Genomic DNA, 18,783 nt, shown 5'->3' with positions numbered 1-18,783 from the left:
CTTATAATGCGAAAAAGCTCTCGCTTGTTGCGAGAGCTTTTACTTTATGGTGCGCTGACTATACCTTTTAGTATTTATTCCCCGTTGATCCAGCCAATGGTGGGTGTTTCCGGAGATGATTACCGGTGCCCTTTTTAAATCAGAAATAGTCTTTGCCCCTAATGCGGTCATAATCACAGATAATTCATTATGAACTGTTTTAATTTCTTCTAGTAATGCTTCAATTCCATCCTCAACAAGTATTCGCAAGAAATAGCCGGCAACGCCAATGGCATCTGCACCTAAAGCTAATCCTTTTGCTATATCAATAGCTGAAACGAATCCACCCGAGCCAATAACAGATACCCTTTCGGAAGTGACGGCTGCTTCAATAATTGAAATAGCAGAAGGAATGCCCCATTGATTAAAAAAGGCGAATGATTTCTCCCTGCGTTTATTTTCTATTTCTGCAAAATTTGTACCGCCAAAACCGCCGACATCGACAGCAGTAACTCCGACTGATGAAAGTAATTCCACTGTTTCTTTGCACATTCCAAAACCTACTTCTTTTACAATTACAGGTACATTCACAGTCTTAACAATGGCTTCGATTCTCCTTAAAGCCCCTGTAAAATCCCGATCACCTTCAGGCATAGTCAATTCTTGAATCACATTTAGATGAATTTGTAGAGCATTAGCTTCAATCATTTGAATTGCCATTTTGGCATCATCCGGCTTTGCTTCGCTTCCCAAATTGGCTATCAATACACCATTTGGATTCTCTTTTCGGACAACCTCATACGTATATCTTTCATTTTTATCTTTTAAAGCAGACATCTGGGAGCCGACCGCCATGGCCAAACCAGTGTGATTCGCTACTTTTGCCAGCTCTTTGTTAATTTGAAAGGTTTTTTCGCCGCCCCCACCTGTCATCGCATTGATAAAAATTGGCGAACTTAAAGAAAGTTCGCCAATTGAATGGTCTAATCGAATATCGGACACATTGATATTCGGTAAGCTTTGGTGAATGAATTGGATATCATTGAAAGCTGACCTGCGTTCCTGCCCATTATCTAATGCAAAGCGAATATGGTCCCATTTCCGTTCAGATCTAGACACTAAAAATCACCATTATTTTCTTAGATTCTTTAATTTATCTCCAATTACTTCGCCAAGCTGAAAGCCTTTTGATTCTTCCGGAAGCTCGTAATCAAAATTTTCTTCAGCATCTTTTTCTAGAAGTTCTTTAATGCTTAATGAAAGGCGCTGATCATGTTCGTTTGCTTCAAGAACTTTCACTTTTACTTCTTGTCCTTCTTTCAAAACTTCATGCGGTGTTCCAATATGTTTATGAGCAATTTGAGAAATATGAACTAAACCTTCAACACCAGGGAAAACTTCAACAAATGCACCGTAGGATACTAACCTTCTCACAGTCCCGTTTAAAATACTTCCTTTTGGTGCTTTTTCAGAAAGATTTGACCAAGGTCCTGGCAGAGTTTCTTTAATTGACAAAGAAATTCGTTCATTATCACGGTCAACATTTAAAATTTTCACTTGGACTTTTTGTCCTTCTTGAACTACATCCGACGGTTTATTCACGTGTTCATAAGATAATTGTGAAATATGAACAAGCCCGTCAATGCCGCCAATATCAACAAAAGCGCCAAAATCAGTAATTCTTTGCACTTTACCTTCAATAACTTGCCCAACATGTATGGAATCAAGAATATTTTGTTTTTGTTTTCCTTTTTCCGCCTCAACAACAGCACGATGAGACAGAATTAGACGGTTTTTCTCTTTATCAAGTTCAACAATTTTAAAAGTAAGCTTGCGACCTTTATATTCAGAAAAATCCTCGACAAAATGAGCTTCAACTAGAGAAGCCGGAACAAATCCGCGAACACCAAGGTCGACCACTAGCCCGCCTTTTACTACATCCTTTACTTCCGTTTCAAAAACTTCACCGCTTTGGAATTGCTTTTCTAAATTCTCCCAAGCTTTTACAGCATCCACTTTCCTTTTTGAAAGAATTAAAGCATCCTCTTCTACCTTTAAAATTTCAAGCTCCAATTCCTCCCCCACAGCTACAACATCTGAGGCTTTTTCAATATGGAGGCTTGAAAGTTCACTAATTGGTATAATTCCATCCAGTTTGCTATCCTGAATATTTACAAGCACCTGTTTTTCTTCAACTTTTGTAACTTGTCCAATTACATTGTCACCGATTTCAAAACTTCTTACTTCTACTTGATTCATATCTTCCGACATATGTACTCCTCCTTAATCCAACTACTACTAAAAATAAAATATATGATGTGGTGCATGCCGCGCATACACCCCATATAAAACGTAACTTTAAAAAACTAAAGAATATTCAAAAAAAACTTCTTTTAATAAACTTCTTATAAATAGCTTATTTTGTCAAGTACAACCTATCGATGCTCTTTAATAAGTTTATGAATTTCTGACATAATTAATTCAGTCGTTTGTTCTGCTGAAGTTTTCTTAGTCCTTATCTCTTTCATATCTATTGGAGGACCGTATACTACTTTTAATTTCCGGAAACTTTTATACGGACCGATAATCGCACAAGGGACAACGTAAGCGTCGGATTTTAATGCAAAAAAACCTGCACCCGCCAGCCCTTTTTGCAGTTCACCTGTTTTACTCCTGTGGCCCTCGGGGAAAAGCCCTAAAACATGCCCCTCCTTTAGGACACTTAAACCTTTTCTTAAAGCCTCGCGATCGCTCATCCCCCTTTTAACCGGGAAGGCATTACAGTTGCGTACGATTTTTCCGAAAACGGGAACAGAGAATAATTCTTCCTTTGCCATATAATGGACAGGTCTCGGTATCATAATTCCTACTACGATAGGATCTAAATTAGAGATATGATTGGCGCAAAGAAGCACTCCACCTTCTTTAGGAAAATTCTCCACACCTAAAGCTTCTATCCTGTACCATGGTTTAAAAATCCCATAAACAACAGACTTTGCAAATTGATAAAACGTCACAATCATCCAATCCTTTCGTGAATAAGCCCCATAATTTTTTCTACTACTTCAGGAATGGTCAAAGATGTTGTGTCAATTTCTATTGCATCATCGGCTTTTTTTAATGGAGCAACTTCTCTTTCAGAATCAATTTTATCCCTACGGGCAATTTCTTCTTTTAATTTTTCTAAATCAGATAGGAATCCTTTTTGCAGATTTTCTGTATGACGTCGGATCGCTCTTTCATCAACACTGGCAAGTAAGAATATTTTTACCTCTGCACCCGGCAGTACATGGGTCCCGATATCTCTTCCATCCATTACTACTCCGCCTTCCGTTGCAAAACCCTGTTGTCTTCTCACCATTTCTTCACGTACCTTTTGATGTTTTGATACAATTGAAACAGAATTGGTTACTAAAGAAGAACGGATTTCATTTGTTACATCCCGGTGATCGAGATAAACTAATTGGCCATTTTCAGAAGGAAGAAGTTCTATTTCTGTGGCTAAAAGTGTGTTTAATAACGGTTCTTCCTTTTCAAGGTTAAGATGATTAGTTAGCGCTTTATATGTCAAGGCCCGATACATGGCACCTGTATCAATATATATGTAAGATAATTTTTCTGCTACAATTTTTGCTACTGTACTTTTCCCGGCAGCAGCTGGACCGTCAATGGCGATTGATAATTTCTTTTCCATAAATCCTCCTAATACACATCGTGTTCGTCTCATCTGTTTATATAATTTATTTTACCATAAGATTTTCGATTGCCTCTTTTTTTTAACATTTTAAAATGTTTTTTAATAGGCTATGTTAAACTTGCCTGTTGATTTCCGCTCCAATCAACATAGTAAGCAAAATCAACAATGAGATTTAACATAGCCTTTAATAAAAAAAGAAAGCAGGAAGGCCTGCTTTTATTTGTCCACAAGAAAGGTTTGGAGAATTTCAGTAAAGGTATTTTCAGTCACACCTTCATATTTAGTTAACCGATCTAATTGCGGAAATATATTTAATTGATGAAAAAAAAGCTGTGCTAAAAGAAGAAAGACAAACTGGATGATCACGATTTTTATTAAGATCCTTTCTACCACCTTCATATCATCACATCCTTATAAAACGTCCTGATAAGTAGCCTCCACATTTTTTAGCTTTTGAACTTTTTCCTCAATTCCGCTCTCTGCATTAATAAATATTCGATACGTATCCTCACCAATTGTACCAAGGAATTCGTAGCATAAAACTTCCTGATTTAAATCATTTAAAATAATTGCCTGCCGATCCTCCATCACTTTAAAGTTTGGATTCACCTTGTTTCGTGCTTGTGCTACCGATATTTTTGGTGTTTGCATTGTTCTATTATGGTGTGTCTTTAAATATTCTTCAGCAGAAAAACCATTAATACTTCCATTATCCAGTGCGACTTTCACTTTTATAGATTCAGTATAGACTCTAATATTGTTTATTTTAGTAACAAAATTGAATACTCCTATATTGTCATATTGGGTACTTTCAAACAATTCAAGGTTACGATACCCTGCTCCCATTATAAAAGCTGTCGCCCTCTTACTGGCATCATTTAAGCTGATTGCTTGTTTTTTTACATCTCGTTGATTGATAAACCAAATCGGATGGCCGCCTTTTTTAGTTATATCCATACTAGCTTCTTGCCCGGTTTGTTTATTTTCTAATGAAACACTATAAAACCCATAATCAGAACCTTTTCCATTTTCAGTTACTTTGACTTTGGCATTCCGGTCAAACCTTATAAATTTTTTTGCAATATTTATGGCATCTTGGCTTGAGATTACTTTACCTTGTACATTATTATAGTTTTCATCCTTTTTTTGCATATTTGCAAAGGTCGGCCCAAACTGTGTTTCGTCATAGCCTGAAGCGGTTTTCTCAACTGTTTTAAATCCGTCAATAATGGTGTTATCTGTCATTTCTTTACCGGATGCTAGAGCCAATTCCACATCCATCCACCGCAGGTTCTTTTTAAGAACCATATGCTGTACGTTTCGGAGTTCGTTTTGGATATCACCGGATTGCTTGTAAAGAACTTTTAATGCGCCATATTCCTGATTTGATAAAGGAGTTTTATCCAAATCTCTTATTGCTGTACGATAACTGAAGTTTCCGATACTGGACAAGAATTCTTCAGTTTTATTAAAGGGTAATAATGATAACGGCAGCTGCCCAACATCACTATGTGCTTGTGAAGTGATTCTCCAAACCTCTGCTAAGGATGGGGACAATGAGTTTCTTGAGTTCATCGCTAGAGTGGTTCCTATTTTATCGTGCAATAAATCCATCTGATAGGATAGATCATGAAATGCACGCTGGTAATTATTTTCTGCGTTTAATAGAATTGCATTTTTTTCTTGGTGTTCTTGATAGCCCCAATAGGCCGTTCCTGCAATACCTAATGAAAGAACACCAATTAACATTCCTCTTATCAATTTCTTCACCCCTTTATTTACAAAATATGTGTTTTCCAATTCTTTTGATTTGCGGTCTTCCCCAAATCCACGGGCTTGTTGCAGTTGCCGGATTGAAATAATACAATGCTTCCCCTGTCGGATCCCAACCATTTATCGCATCAATAACGGCTTTCTTCGCAGTTTCATTTGGTGTAAGCCATATTTGCCCATCAGCGACCGCTGTAAAGGCCCCCGGTTGAAAAATAACCCCTGAAACTGTGTTTGGAAACGATGAACTGTTTATTCGATTGAGAATAACCGCTGCCACTGCTACTTGACCTGTAAATGGTTCTCCTCTTGATTCTCCATAAACAGCATTTGCCATTAGTTGGATATCATTAGTTGAAAAACCATTTGGAATATTTGAAGCAGTTGCATTTTTCGGGGATTTCTGTATCTTTGGAGCAGGAGAATTTCCATTTTTTATTTGGCTTTTTACAAACTGTTCATTATATTTAGTCGCCTTTACCAGTTTTGCTTTTGCTGTGGCTCCGGCTAGTCCATCAATTGGCAGACCGAATTCATATTGAAAGTTTCTTAATGCCCAATAAGTGCTCCACCCGAAGACTCCATCAATTTTCCCATGATAATAGCCAATATATTTAAGCCTTGATTGAAGTTCGATCACATCTTTACCAACAGCACCTTGTTGGATTACCTGATTGGTAAAAGCATCTGCCTTCTTACTTTGCAGAAATAAAAAAGGCATCATACAAACGGAGAATAGTATGAGCGATTTTAGTAGGATTTTTTTCTTTTTCATGGAATAGTAACCCCCAAATGTAAATCTTTTTAGCAGTAAACCTATTTTTTGTTTTAATGGAAATTTTATTCTTAATCGTACTAACAAAAAAACCTTCATTAAGATTGAAGGTTTTTTTGAACTGGATATTGTTTTTTCATATGCTTTGCGCTTAGAATTTTTGCCATTTTCACCTTTCTTAAACCAAACCACCAGAGGAAAATCATAAAAAGAAAAATAATAAAAATCCAATGTTCTTGTGATAATAGAATAAAATCATAAAAACCGTGAAGTAAAAAGGGCAATAATAAGGAAAGGATTACCCATTTAGCTTTATTACCGTCAGTAAATTTAGCCTTTCCAATATAAAAGCCCATGATTACGCCAAAAAGAGCATGACTGGAAACAGGAAGTAACGCACGTGTCATGGCATGCTCAATCCCATTTGCAATTAAATAAAATATATTTTCTATTGTAGCAAACCCGAGTGAAACAGCGACACCATAGACAATTCCATCGAAGGGTTCATCAAATTCTACATGCTGGTAAACTGCATAAAAAAGGATGAACCACTTAAAAAATTCTTCAAGTAAGCTTGAGCTTAGAAATGCATCCATTATTTCAGATTTAATCAAATGTTCCGTCATGAGTACATGCTGGATAAACATTATCGGAAACACAAGGAGAGCTCCATACAAAAATGTCCTAAGAACAAAAGATATTGGCTCTGATTCATATTCATCTTTTAAATAAAAATAACTTAGTAAAGCCAGCCCGGGGGCAATTCCGGCTGTTAATATTCCCAGCATGAGAGATCCTCTTTTCTACCCATTTTCTTAATCGTACCATGTAACGTACATATTGAAAATGAAAGATTCTTTTCCTCATCCTTTCACTCTTTGGTTTCTTTTCCTAAAATCGATTTTGCAATTTGTCCGCCATGAAATCTGCCATTCTCAATAAATATTTCGTTTGCATTATTGCCTGCGGCAATCACACCGGCAATATAAACATTTTGTACATTTGTTTCCATTGTATTGGAATTAAAAATAGGTCTTCCCGTTTCTTCATCAATATGGATTCCCATTGTTTTTAGAAATTGATGGTCAGGATGGTACCCCGTCATTGCAAATACAAAATCATTAGGGATCGCCTTTTGTTCTCCATCTTTAAGAAAAATCACTTGATTTTCCGTAATTTCTTTTACATTTGCATTAAATTCCATCACAATCGTTTCATTTCGTACTAAAGCTTCAAATTCCGGAAGAATCCATGGCTTGATGCTTGGTGAATATTCATTCCCTCGATATAAAACTGTTACTCTTGCCCCTGCTTTAACGAGCTCAAGCGCTGCATCAACACTTGAATTTTTTCCGCCAATTACACAAACATCTTTATCAAAATAAGGATGTCCTTCTTTAAAATAATGGAAAACCTTTGGAAGCTCCTCACCTGGAACATTCATATAATTCGGATGATCGTAATAGCCTGTTGCGATTACTACATATCGGGTAAAATAGGAAATTTTATCAGTGATAACTTGGAAAATTCCATCCTGCTGCATTAACACCTTTGTTACTTTTTCAAACGCATTTATACGCAGCTTTTTTCTTTTTACTACATCACGGTAATATACCAATGCCTGATTTCGTTTTGGTTTATAGTTTTCGGTAATAAAGGGTACTTCGCCAATTTCTAACTTTTCACTTGTACTAAAAAATGTTTGATGGGTGGGATAGTGGTAAATTGCATTTACAACATTCCCTTTTTCAATAATAAGAGGATTTTTTCCAATTTCCTTTAAAGAAATGGCCGCAGCTAAACCACATGGTCCTCCTCCGACAATAATGATATCTTCTATTTGCAAAATAATTTCACTCCTTAGAACTCTCATGATAAATAATGTTTAATAAAAAAACTCCTATCGCTATGATAGGAGTTTTTTTATTATGTTTCAATGATAAGCTTTTAAATCCAGCCTCTAAAGCGACTTGCTTCTGCCATTTTTCTTACCCCAACCATATAAGCGGCAAGGCGCATATCAACACGACGTGTTTGTGCTGTGTCATAAATATTCTTAAAGGATTTAACCATTACCTTCTCAAGTTTCTCTTCAACTTCTTCTTCTGTCCAATAATAACCTTGGTTATTTTGTACCCACTCAAAGTATGAAACGGTAACTCCTCCTGCAGATGCAAGTACGTCAGGTACTAATAAAATCCCACGCTCAGTTAGAATCTCTGTTCCTTCTAATGTAGTCGGACCATTAGCAGCCTCAACAACGATGCTTGCACGAATATTATGAGCATTTTCTGCTGTAATTTGATTTTCAATCGCAGCAGGAACAAGAATATCGCAATCAAGTTCAAGTAATTCTTTATTTGAAATTGTATTATTAAATAATTTTGTAACAGTACCAAAACTATCTCGTCTATCTAATAGATAATCAATATCAAGTCCATTTGGATCATACAAAGCACCATAAGCATCTGAAATACCAATTACTTTCGCACCGGCGTCGTGCATGAATTTTGATAAATAGCTTCCGGCATTACCAAAACCTTGTACAACAACCCTTGCACCCTCAATGTTAATTCCCCGCTTTTTAGCTGCTTCGCGGATACAGATCGTTACACCTTTCGCTGTTGCAGATTCACGGCCATGTGATCCTCCAAGTACAAGCGGCTTACCGGTTATAAATCCAGGTGAATTAAATTCATCGATTCTGCTGTATTCATCCATCATCCATGCCATAATTTGCGAATTTGTAAATACATCCGGTGCAGGAATGTCCTTCGTTGGTCCAACGATTTGGCTTATCGCTCTTACATATCCACGGCTTAATCTTTCTAGTTCTCTAAAAGACATGTCACGCGGGTCACAAACAATTCCGCCTTTCCCGCCGCCATAAGGAAGATCAACAATGCCGCATTTCAAGCTCATCCATATTGAAAGGGCTTTCACTTCTGTCTCTGTCACTCCGGGATGGAAACGAATACCACCTTTTGTCGGTCCAACTGCATCATTATGCTGGGCACGGTAACCAGTAAATATTTTAATAGAACCGTCATCCATTCTGATTGGAATTTTCACTGTCATCATACGTAACGGCTCTTTCAAAAGCTCGTATACTTCTTCAGGATAACCTAACTTCTCAAGGGCTTTATGAATAACAGTTTGTGTTGATTTTAACACATCATTTGTTTCCCCTTGATTAGTTTTTTCAGTACTTTTTTCGGCTACCATTTGTAAACCTCCTAAAAAATCTCTTTTACGAATGTTGTCCGCTTTCAGTCACAAGTATACACCTTTAAACAATTTATGCAAGATGAAATATTCACTTTTTATATGTTTTAGATCAATTTATGTAAACGTTGCCATCACCCTTCTAATAGGTTAATTATAAAATAGGAAAGATTCATTTTCAAAGAGAGACTTATTTTTAGTTAATAAAGGCTATTTTCGCATAGATTGTTGTTTTTCGTTTAAATTTATCAACCCGTATAATTAGAAGCTTCGTGGCATCTTTTCGTAAGAACATTTGCGAAAATTGCCTAGAAACTTTGTAAATGAATTTTATTAAGCTTCAAAAGCAACAAAGTTTACGAAAAGAGCCTTAATAAAAAACAAAGGGGCGGTGGGCCACTCTGCAAGGACTTTATCTTAATTAGCCTATTTAAAAAAATGAAGAATAGTTTCCACCGCTGTATTTTCAATTATTTTTTTACCATATTCCGCAAGTACATAAGAGCTAAGAATCGAGGGATTTCCATATTCTGATAATAAGGAGGCTGATGCCTCGATTTTTAATGGATCTAATTTATTCAGTTGGAAATAATAACGGCTGTTCATTGAATATAGACTGCCACCGCATATATTAATTGCGAATAATCTTTTGGAAAGTTCAATGATATCCTCAAAGCTTTCAAATTCATATAAGAGGTCATCAAGGCCCTCAACTCTAACTTGCATTTCAATGAATCCATCATATAAAATCTCTTCATCTTCTGTCACTTCATCAACCGTAATAATCATAATCATTCCTTGAGCCTGTAACGAGAAAATTTCAACTGCTACTGACCCCTGTATATCAACATCAAATTCCTCGCTTGCCTCTTCCAGCATATCATGAAAGAGCTGATGCCATTTAATTGAGTCCTTCCAAATATCTTCCTTGGAAAGTCCCCTTTCAAATAAATCATCAGAGGTTAAAAAAATTTTTATTTTATTGGCTGTTAAGCGTTCTAAGCGCATGCTTTTGCCCCCTGCCGTGACATAACTCTTATTTTCAGTGTATGTCGAAGAAGTCTGTTGGTGAATTGTCTATATCATTCCGACCCGGGTAGGTAACCACTTTTCCCATTCCGACCAAGTTTGTCCAACAATAAAAGCAGAAAACTGCTCTTTTTCTGACTGTTTCATTGTATTAATCGCATAACCGCCAATACCAATTTTAAGATTTTTAAAGTTTAATTTGATACTATTTACAAGGGACAACAAATTTGCCAAATTTCCATTCATCGTGCAGGAGATAAATAAAAAGTTTGGGTGAATCTTTTTTAATGCCTCATTTAAGTCTTCTTCTGCAATACCAGCCCCTAAATAAACCACATCAAATCCTTTTTGCCGTAGAACCAAAGAAAACATTAACAGACCAATATCATGGGATTCTCCCGGGCTGCAAACCGCAACTGCTTTTGGAAGATATGGATTTTGCGGTGAACTGTAAAAAATCATTCCAATTTTTGTTCGTATAATTGAAGATGCGAAATGTTCATGGGCGCTAGTTATTTTACGTAATTCCCAAAGCTCACCTATTTTTTTTAGCAAGGGGACAAAAATATCAAACATTACTTTTTCAATTGTAAACAGACTAAATAATGTATTAATAATTTCTTGTGCTTTTAATTCATTAAAATTTATTAACGAATCCAAAAGCTCTTCTGACATACCGGTAATTTGATCCCCTTCTTTCGCAATAAGGCCATCAGATAACAGCTCGTTATTTTCAAGTAAGGACACCGCCTGACTAATACTAAATCCTTGATTCATCTTCTTAATCAGCCATTTAAGAATTTTAATATGGTCATCCGTATATAGCCGATGCCCTGATTCATTCCGAATAGGGGCGACCATTTGATATCTTCTTTCCCACGCCCTTAGTGTACCGGGTTGAATCCCTAACATTTTTGACGCAGCTTTAATATTATACTTTCCTTCCTGACATTCCATTCAATTCTCCTCCGATTTTACAAAACACTTCTTTTACAAGTTATACACATGATAACTCACATATAAATTAAAGAGGATGATCGGTTTGATTATGTTTCAGTGTAATTAAATGGCATTCTGCAGGAGCCCCAAGCCTTAAAGGAATCGCTGTTGTTCCGTAGCCATTACTAATTAATAACGTTGTATTTTTTAATTTTTTTATTTTTCCTTTTTCATATGGGCTATATCCAAAAATATGTATTTGACCTCCATGGGTATGTCCACTTAAAACTAAACGGATGTTGTGTTCCGGGAGAATTTTTTCGGTAATTCGCGGATAGTGGCTTACCAATATCTTAAAGCTATTAATTTCAGCGTCTAAAAGTGCTAAGTCAAGCCGGTCCCGTTTCTGATTAAGGTCATCCACACCCAGCAAGCAAAGTTTTTCCCCTCTGGAAGATTCAAATGTAACAGACGTATTATCTAAAACTTTTATCCCATTATCCAAAAGAATGGCATCTAATTCATGAAAGTCGACTTCATAATCATTGTTGCCCCAAACAAAATACACCGGGCCAACTTTCTTTAATTTTTTCAGATTCTCTGTCACTCTTTCAAAAGGGACTCCTTTCTCTGTTAAATCCCCTCCGATAATAACCATATCCGCCTTCCCTTTAACTTTTTGAATCACCTTATCCGAAATGCTCCTTCTGTGTATATCAGAAATAAAAAATATCGAGACTTTTTTAAATGAATCAGGAAAATCACTGAAAAACATATCAAGTTCAACCACTTTATTAAGAAATGCCTCCCTTAACATAAATAAAAGGAGACAGGCTCCAATAAGTAACACCAATAGGATAAAAATAACCATTTTTTGTTTCCCCTTTTTTACGGATTATTTCTTTATATGATACGAAAATCATACCATAAAGAATACATAAACTAAAAAAGCAGCCAAGATAAAAATCCCTCCCATACATAGTATGAGAAGGATCTAAATTCTTTCCCTAAATAATTCTTACTAGTCTTCTTGTATACTTAAAATCCGGAATCCGTGTTCTTCAAGTTTTTTCGTAAAGCGGTCAATATTGTCCTTTTTCTCTATCTTCATAACAATTCTTCGTACAAGTTTATCTGTTTCATCGAAGGTAACAAGTGAAATTATATGTTCGTGGAAGTGATGGGCAATTTCGGAAAGCCGTGCAATTCTCCCTTCTGTTTCAACAGATGTAAAAGCGATTCTAACACCGGGGCGATTAACGCCAAATGCACTTTGGAAGGAACTTAGAACATCGGAACGTGTTACAACACCAAGAAAATGGCGACTTGAATCAACTACAGCTAATAATGGGAAATCCTTTAAATCAAGTAGTGTTTTTTCAAAAAGCTCCCATCCTTCTAAAAACTTATCTTGGTGTGTAGCAATATCTTTAACAAATGTAGAATTTAAATAGTCACCTTTTGGCTTATTAGAAAGGAAATAGTTAGCATAAATGTTGAACCTTGTTACAACCCCTATATACAGCTCACCTTGCAACACAGGCAAGCCATCAATTTGATGAGTTTCTAATTTTTCTAAAGCAGTTTTCAAGGTTTCATCTTGTTGAGCAGTAAAGCATTCATGCTTAGGAATCATAATATTTTTCACGAACAAAACAATCACCCCATAGCAATATTCCTTCCTCCATATTATACTTCAACAACATCCCCAATTAACCTCTTTTTTATAAAAGATTTGTGTCATGAATAAAGAAAAACTTCCATATTATTTAATGATGTTGAGTTTAGGGAGGGCTACAATGTTTACACATCATAAATCCTATCATTCTTATGCGAGTCCATTTGACCCCTGCAAGCCGATTTTAGAAAAAACTTTTTCAACTCCGCCTCATTTATATATCGGATTTCAACCGCCAAATCTTCCTCAATTTTCACCTTTAGAAGCACTAAAATACGGAACATTATGGAAAGATTTTTATGACCCATACTTCAATGCACAAGAAAAGGCCCAAGGGGGGCTGCCGACATGAAACAGGTCCCTGCAGAATACTATCACTTGATGGAACAACTTCAGGCTGTTGACTTTGTATTAGTCGAGCTGACTCTATACTTAGATACCCATCCTGATGACGTCGAGGCCATCAACCAATTTAACCATTATGCAAAAGAAAGAAAACAGCTAAAAAAAGCATTCGAAAGCCAATTTGGTCCGTTATTGCAATATGGTAAAAGTTATTCCGGTTACCCTTGGAACTGGTCTGACACCCCATGGCCATGGCAGGTTTAAAAAGGGAGGTAAGATGTGAATGTGGGTTTATGAAAAAAAACTACAATATCCTGTTCGTGTCAGTATTTGTAATCCAACATTGGCCAAATATTTAATCGAACAATATGGAGGAGCAGATGGAGAACTTGCCGCAGCCTTACGATATTTAAATCAAAGATACACGATTCCTGATAAAGTAATTGGATTACTTACGGATATTGGGACAGAAGAGTTTGCCCACCTTGAAATGATTGCAACAATGGTATATAAATTAACGAAAGATGCTACCCCGGAGCAAATGAAGGCTGCCGGTCTTGGTGATCACTATGCAAACCATGACGGTGCCTTATTCTATCAAAATGCTTCCGGAGTTCCATGGACAGCCTCCTATATCGCAGCAAAAGGAGACCCCATTGCTGATTTGTATGAAGATATAGCTGCAGAAGAAAAAGCAAGAGCCACCTATCAATGGTTAATTAATTTAAGCGATGACCCCGATATCAATGACAGTCTGCGCTTTTTACGAGAACGTGAAATCATTCATTCTCAACGTTTCCGGGAAGCTGTGGAAATACTAAAAGAAGAACGGGATCGGAAGAAAATCTTTTAATGAAATTTAGAAGCAGTTTGTTTCTGCTTCTATTTTTTCGTTATATAGGTTACTATCATATTTCAGACACCTTTTAAAAATGTTGTTAAACTGCAAAGGAGAATTAATTACTCATCTAGTAAAGTTCAGTTCTATGTCACTGTTGAAGAACGTCCGCAAGTGAATAAAAAGCAAATAGACGGAAAGCAAATATATGGAAAGTTTAAAGATGAAAGAACTTTGAAGGGAAAGAACGTAACCTTGTATAAAATACGCTGAACTACTACCGAAAAAATATAATTGTGAAATCGAAATGACTGGTTATTAATACAAAGAAAATTTAAGTTAAACGATGAAACATGGAAACCTTTTCTAAAAAAACAAACTCCCCCTTAAAATTGTTTTCAAAAAAACCTTCTTACATCCAACCTTATTCGTTTTTAATTTTAATCAATGAACAAGGATACGGAAAGCCTTATACATTTGGTTTAATTGAAAAAGCCAGTTCCCACATAATGAGTTAACCGGCTTTTGAACTGTACCTTAATTCCATTTAGACCTCTAGGAATCTTTAAGGATCCTCCTATATTTGTACCTTATAATTCTAGACCTTTTTTATAATATTCTTCCATTACTTCTTTAGGAACCATACTTCCTCCTGTAACCCACATGACGTGTGTGGCATTTTTCATTTTGTCCTCTAAGGAGTGTTTCTTTAAATATTCCTGTCCTTTTTTCTCCCTTAATAACTGAATTGGACCAAATACACTTGCCAGTGCGGAAGGCTCCAGGTAAATATTTTCTGTATCAATCATTGCACTTAATAGTTTATACATTTCATCATCACTAACTGTATAACATCCACTCAATAAAGGCTCGATAGTTTGGCCAACAAATCTGGATGGTCTTCCTACAGCAAGGCCATCTGCTGCTGTAAGGTTGTCAATACCAAAATCTTGTACAGAAATTTTATCATGCAATCCCGTTACTAAACCAAGTAACATACATGGCGAATGGGTAGGTTCTGCAAAGAAACAATGTACATAATCTTGATAGGTTAATTTTAAGCCAAAAGTAACACCACCTGGGCCCCCGCCTACTCCACATGGAAGGTAAACAAATAACGGGTGATCTTCATCTACGGTAATATTCATATCCTCTAGTTGTTTTTTTAATCGAGATGCAGCCACTGCATAGCCTAAAAATAAATCGCTAGAATTTTCATCATCAATGAAGTAGCAATTTGGTTCTCGATTGGCATGTTTTCGACCTTCTTCTACGGCCTTACTGTAATCTTCTTTATATTCAATAACAGTTACTCCTTTGCTTCTAAGAAGGTCTTTTTTCCATTTCTTTGCATCAGCTGACATATGGACCGTTACACTAAAGCCCATTTTTGCACTCATTATTCCAATGCTAAGTCCTAAATTGCCTGTCGAGCTTACTGAAATGGAATAATGTGAGAGGAATTTTCTATATTTCTCATCATCAATAATCGAATAATCATCTTGCAGTGTTAACATTTGTTGTTCAATAAGTAATTGCTCTGCGTGTTTAAGAACCTCATAAATACCGCCTCTTGCTTTAATAGAACCAGATATAGGAAGATGGCTGTCACATTTTAATAAAAACTCGCCTGGTAAATGGAGTTCATGTATTTGTTCTAAGTGTTGTTTCATAGAAGGAATTTTAACGATGGGCGATTCAATAACTCCATTTGACTTTCTTGTTTCCGGAAAAACTTTGGCGATGTAGGGGGCAAAACGTTTTAATCTTTCTTCCGCGTCTTTTACATCTTTAACTTTGAGCTGAGTTTTTTTAATACCTGACTGAAACAATTCATTTTTAGGATTTGTCCAAAATACTCCTTTTGAGGCAATTAGTTCGTTTAGTAAAGGATATTCTTTTTTCCAATCCTCAATACTTTTTCCTTCTATCTGATATGTTCTCATCTATATTCCCCTTTTCATAGCAACGGTTAGATGGGTTTAACCAAGTTCCAGTTTGCTGTTTCATACTTTAATTCGACTTCTATTTAAAAAGTCAGAAACTTATGTACACTTGTCCTAGATCTTAAAGTCCAGATGTTACTTTAATACCAACAGTTCCTATAAGAATGCAACTGATTAGAAATATTCGTTTTATATCTTTTGATTCGTTAAAGAAAATCATTCCTACCAAAACACTTCCTACTGAACCAATGCCAGTCCATATCGCGTAAGCAGGCCCGATAGGAAGAAAATTTATTGAAAGAGAAAGAAAATAAAAGCTTAAACTACCAAAAAAAAGACAGGCTATTGAGGGTTTCAATTTTTTAAATCCCTTAGCGTACTTAAGGCTTATGACACTGCCAATCTCAGCAAAACCTGCGATAAGTAGAAAAAACCACGACATTATATATTCACCTAACCTTGTAGAAATCATTTAGGGTTATGGCTATCTATTGGAATGATTTTAAGTCCAATTATTCCAATAATCATTAAAATAATAAAAAACACTTTTAGTAAATTGATGGGCTCTCCCCAAAAATTCACGCCAATTGCGACAGTTCCTATAGTACCCAAACCCGTAAAAATGGCATATCCTGTTCCTATCGGAATGGAATGTAATGCTTTTGATAATAAAATAAAGCTAAAAATGATAATTCCCACCGTTAGTATACTCGGTATTAATGCTGTAAATCCGTGTGAATATTTAAGACCTATAACCCAAACTATTTCTAAAAAACCTGCTATAATAATGTAAATCCATGCCATTTAAAGGCTCTCTCCTTCGGTAGCAGTATCGGCGTTAAAAATAATAACCTACCATTATAGCAGGTTATTTCTATTATTTAATCACGAGATTCTCAAGGTATTGGTAGATGGCATGGGCTACACCATTCTCATCGTTCTTAAGTGTTGTTGCCGTACAAACTTCTTTTATCTCATCCTTCGCATTTCCCATTGCAACACCATACCCAACTCTCTTCAACATAGATAGATCATTGTTGCTGTCACCGATTGCCATTGAACGATTCAAGGAACAGTTCGTCAACGAAGCTAATTTTTCAAGAGCAATTCCTTTTGAAGCGTTTTTATTCGTAATTTCAATGTTATGATCAGCAGATGAAACAACCATAAACTCATCAAACGCTTGGAATTGTTCCCATCCTTCTTTCAATTTCTTTTTATCAAAAGAACATACTAAAATATTATAAAATTCTTCCTCTTGTTTTAAAATATCATGATAGTTATCAACTAACACATAGCCAAACTGATCAAATTGTCTTTCCGCCATTTCAACCAATTCTTTCATTTCCGCTTCTAAATTTGCATTTTTCAGACGTTGAATCTCGTTATAGAAATTTTCCCTGCTTTTTTTAAGAGAATAGATGGCTTGATCTGTAAATACTTCAAAGTAATAATCACGTTCGTCTAGCCATTGGAGAATAGATAGGACATGGCTTTTATCTATAGTAGTTGCAGAAATCCGCTTGTCATCTTTTGAATGAATGGTTGCACCGTTTGTGCCGATTACAAATGTAGAAAGTCCGGCCTTTTCACAAATTTTTTTAACATCAAAATATGCACGGCCTGTCGAAATGGCTATCTCAATGCCCATTTCTTGGGCATATTGAATAGCTCTTATATTTTCTTTACTAATTTCATTGTGATGGTTTAATAGTGTTCCATCTAGGTCTATTGCAATTAAACTCATGTTGTTTGTCTCCTTTTATAAATTACTATGCTTCAATCCATTTGGTTTCGTTTAATTCCAAAACATTCTTCCATGATTCTGGAAATGGTTGATCACAGACAATCATATCGACTTTTTCTAAGGGACAAACCTTACAGAATGTGTCAACACCGAATTTTGAATGATCAGTTAATAGAATAATTTGTTTGGACACTTCGACCATGATTCGGGAAACTAATGTTTCGTTTAAATGATAATTGCTTACTCCGTTTTGGATTGAAATACCACCTGCTGAAATGAATGCCTTATCGATGTTGAATTGATTCAACATTTGTTCGGTTAGACGACCACTTACAGATAGTTGTTTCGGATCAATTTGTCCCCCCAACAATAAAATCTCCCCTGTAAATTTATTTTGATTGAGGGATTCCGTTAATACGGTTGAGACAGGAATAGAGTTTGTTAGAATTGTAATGTTCTTTCTGTTTTGGATAAAATGAGCAAACTCAACAGTGGTCGTACCTACATCTATCACAATCACATCGCCATCGGAAATGAGTTCTGCTGCTTTTTTACCAATTTTGATTTTCTCTGCTTGATTCACCGTAGTACGCTGTGAAAACGGAGGCTCCCCAGATTTAAAGCTTGTTGCAATCGCTCCACCGTAAACTTTTTTCAAGGATCCCTTCTCCTCGAGTATCGTCAAATCGCGACGAATGGTTTCCTCTGATATATTAAATTTTTTAGCTAAGTCAGGGACTTTTACCTTTCCCGTCCTTTTAAGTTCATTTAAAATTTCATTCTTTCTTTCTTCTGGCAAAATGAACATTTTATCA

Annotated in this window: 22 protein-coding genes; 3 read left to right on the top strand and 19 right to left on the bottom strand. The window is 36.0% G+C overall.

Annotation, left to right across the window (positions count from 1 at the left end; genetic code table 11):
- Window positions 1-39: 39 nt before the first annotated feature.
- The 14 genes from fni to AC3ANV_RS08520 all read right to left on the bottom strand — a co-directional run bounded on the left by fni (window position 40) and on the right by AC3ANV_RS08520 (window position 13,068).
- Complete coding sequence (fni, locus tag AC3ANV_RS08585; protein ID WP_488313210.1) at window positions 40-1,098, bottom strand: type 2 isopentenyl-diphosphate Delta-isomerase; 1,059 nt, start codon at window positions 1,096-1,098, stop codon at window positions 40-42.
- Window positions 1,099-1,110: 12 nt separating this feature from the next.
- Entirely contained in the window at window positions 1,111-2,250 is a 1,140-nt protein-coding gene (gene rpsA, locus AC3ANV_RS08580) for a 30S ribosomal protein S1 (protein ID WP_488313209.1), read from the bottom strand.
- A 164-nt stretch (window positions 2,251-2,414) separates the two neighbouring features.
- Complete coding sequence (locus AC3ANV_RS08575) at window positions 2,415-2,996, bottom strand: lysophospholipid acyltransferase family protein (protein WP_488313208.1); 582 nt, start codon at window positions 2,994-2,996, stop codon at window positions 2,415-2,417.
- 2 nt (window positions 2,997-2,998) lie between these two features.
- Window positions 2,999-3,673: a (d)CMP kinase gene (gene cmk, locus AC3ANV_RS08570; protein WP_488313207.1), complete on the bottom strand. Its 675-nt coding sequence runs from the start codon at window positions 3,671-3,673 to the stop codon at window positions 2,999-3,001.
- Between the two features lie 219 nt (window positions 3,674-3,892).
- Window positions 3,893-4,075 (bottom strand): YpfB family protein, encoded by a 183-nt coding sequence (locus AC3ANV_RS08565; RefSeq protein ID WP_488313206.1) that lies wholly within the window; start codon window positions 4,073-4,075, stop codon window positions 3,893-3,895.
- A 12-nt stretch (window positions 4,076-4,087) separates the two neighbouring features.
- Window positions 4,088-5,437: a germination protein YpeB gene (ypeB, locus tag AC3ANV_RS08560; protein ID WP_488313205.1), complete on the bottom strand. Its 1,350-nt coding sequence runs from the start codon at window positions 5,435-5,437 to the stop codon at window positions 4,088-4,090.
- 13 nt (window positions 5,438-5,450) lie between these two features.
- Entirely contained in the window at window positions 5,451-6,170 is a 720-nt protein-coding gene (gene sleB, locus AC3ANV_RS08555; protein ID WP_488314165.1) for a spore cortex-lytic enzyme, read from the bottom strand.
- 149 nt (window positions 6,171-6,319) lie between these two features.
- The gene (gene prsW / locus AC3ANV_RS08550; protein WP_488313204.1) at window positions 6,320-7,009 is read right to left on the bottom strand and encodes a glutamic-type intramembrane protease PrsW; all 690 of its coding nucleotides are present in this window, start codon (window positions 7,007-7,009) and stop codon (window positions 6,320-6,322) included.
- 83 nt (window positions 7,010-7,092) lie between these two features.
- Entirely contained in the window at window positions 7,093-8,067 is a 975-nt protein-coding gene (locus tag AC3ANV_RS08545) for a YpdA family putative bacillithiol disulfide reductase (protein WP_488313203.1), read from the bottom strand.
- Between the two features lie 101 nt (window positions 8,068-8,168).
- Window positions 8,169-9,446 carry a Glu/Leu/Phe/Val family dehydrogenase gene (locus AC3ANV_RS08540; protein WP_488313202.1) on the bottom strand — a complete coding sequence of 426 codons (1,278 nt, stop codon included), beginning with the start codon at window positions 9,444-9,446 and terminating at the stop codon, window positions 8,169-8,171.
- Between the two features lie 426 nt (window positions 9,447-9,872).
- The gene (locus tag AC3ANV_RS08535; protein WP_488313201.1) at window positions 9,873-10,454 is read right to left on the bottom strand and encodes a genetic competence negative regulator; all 582 of its coding nucleotides are present in this window, start codon (window positions 10,452-10,454) and stop codon (window positions 9,873-9,875) included.
- Between the two features lie 69 nt (window positions 10,455-10,523).
- On the bottom strand, window positions 10,524-11,432 hold the full coding sequence (locus AC3ANV_RS08530; protein WP_488313200.1) for a MerR family transcriptional regulator: 909 nt from the start codon (window positions 11,430-11,432) through the stop codon (window positions 10,524-10,526).
- Between the two features lie 67 nt (window positions 11,433-11,499).
- Complete coding sequence (locus tag AC3ANV_RS08525; protein ID WP_488313199.1) at window positions 11,500-12,285, bottom strand: metallophosphoesterase; 786 nt, start codon at window positions 12,283-12,285, stop codon at window positions 11,500-11,502.
- A gap of 150 nt (window positions 12,286-12,435) precedes the next feature.
- Window positions 12,436-13,068 carry a CBS domain-containing protein gene (locus AC3ANV_RS08520; RefSeq protein WP_488313198.1) on the bottom strand — a complete coding sequence of 211 codons (633 nt, stop codon included), beginning with the start codon at window positions 13,066-13,068 and terminating at the stop codon, window positions 12,436-12,438.
- Window positions 13,069-13,213: 145 nt separating this feature from the next.
- Between AC3ANV_RS08520 and AC3ANV_RS08515 the strand changes: the two genes are divergently transcribed.
- The 3 genes from AC3ANV_RS08515 to cotJC are packed head-to-tail and all read left to right on the top strand — an operon-like array spanning window position 13,214 to window position 14,290.
- A complete protein-coding gene (locus tag AC3ANV_RS08515) occupies window positions 13,214-13,444 on the top strand; it encodes a spore coat associated protein CotJA (RefSeq protein ID WP_488313197.1) in 231 nt (76 codons plus the stop codon).
- Window positions 13,441-13,701, top strand: a complete 261-nt coding sequence (locus AC3ANV_RS08510) for a spore coat protein CotJB (RefSeq protein ID WP_488313196.1) — start codon at window positions 13,441-13,443, stop codon at window positions 13,699-13,701. The genes AC3ANV_RS08515 and AC3ANV_RS08510 overlap by 4 nt, the downstream gene beginning before the upstream one ends.
- 19 nt (window positions 13,702-13,720) lie before the next feature.
- On the top strand, window positions 13,721-14,290 hold the full coding sequence (cotJC, locus tag AC3ANV_RS08505; RefSeq protein ID WP_488313195.1) for a spore coat protein CotJC: 570 nt from the start codon (window positions 13,721-13,723) through the stop codon (window positions 14,288-14,290).
- A 575-nt stretch (window positions 14,291-14,865) separates the two neighbouring features.
- Here the strand turns inward: cotJC and dsdA are convergent.
- From dsdA to AC3ANV_RS08480, 5 genes are all read right to left on the bottom strand, one after another.
- On the bottom strand, window positions 14,866-16,221 hold the full coding sequence (gene dsdA, locus AC3ANV_RS08500) for a D-serine ammonia-lyase (protein WP_488313194.1): 1,356 nt from the start codon (window positions 16,219-16,221) through the stop codon (window positions 14,866-14,868).
- A gap of 121 nt (window positions 16,222-16,342) precedes the next feature.
- Window positions 16,343-16,663: a DMT family transporter gene (locus tag AC3ANV_RS08495; protein WP_488313193.1), complete on the bottom strand. Its 321-nt coding sequence runs from the start codon at window positions 16,661-16,663 to the stop codon at window positions 16,343-16,345.
- A 26-nt stretch (window positions 16,664-16,689) separates the two neighbouring features.
- Window positions 16,690-17,025 carry a DMT family transporter gene (locus tag AC3ANV_RS08490; protein ID WP_488313192.1) on the bottom strand — a complete coding sequence of 112 codons (336 nt, stop codon included), beginning with the start codon at window positions 17,023-17,025 and terminating at the stop codon, window positions 16,690-16,692.
- 73 nt (window positions 17,026-17,098) lie between these two features.
- Window positions 17,099-17,968, bottom strand: a complete 870-nt coding sequence (locus tag AC3ANV_RS08485; RefSeq protein ID WP_488313191.1) for a Cof-type HAD-IIB family hydrolase — start codon at window positions 17,966-17,968, stop codon at window positions 17,099-17,101.
- A gap of 25 nt (window positions 17,969-17,993) precedes the next feature.
- Window positions 17,994-18,776, bottom strand: a complete 783-nt coding sequence (locus tag AC3ANV_RS08480; protein ID WP_488313190.1) for a DeoR/GlpR family DNA-binding transcription regulator — start codon at window positions 18,774-18,776, stop codon at window positions 17,994-17,996.
- Window positions 18,777-18,783: the final 7 nt, after the last annotated feature.

This window comes from Neobacillus sp. DFD-2R (assembly GCF_057747865.1).
The sequence above is the reverse complement of the archived record's forward strand: the minus strand, read 5'-3'. Positions and strand labels throughout refer to the sequence as shown.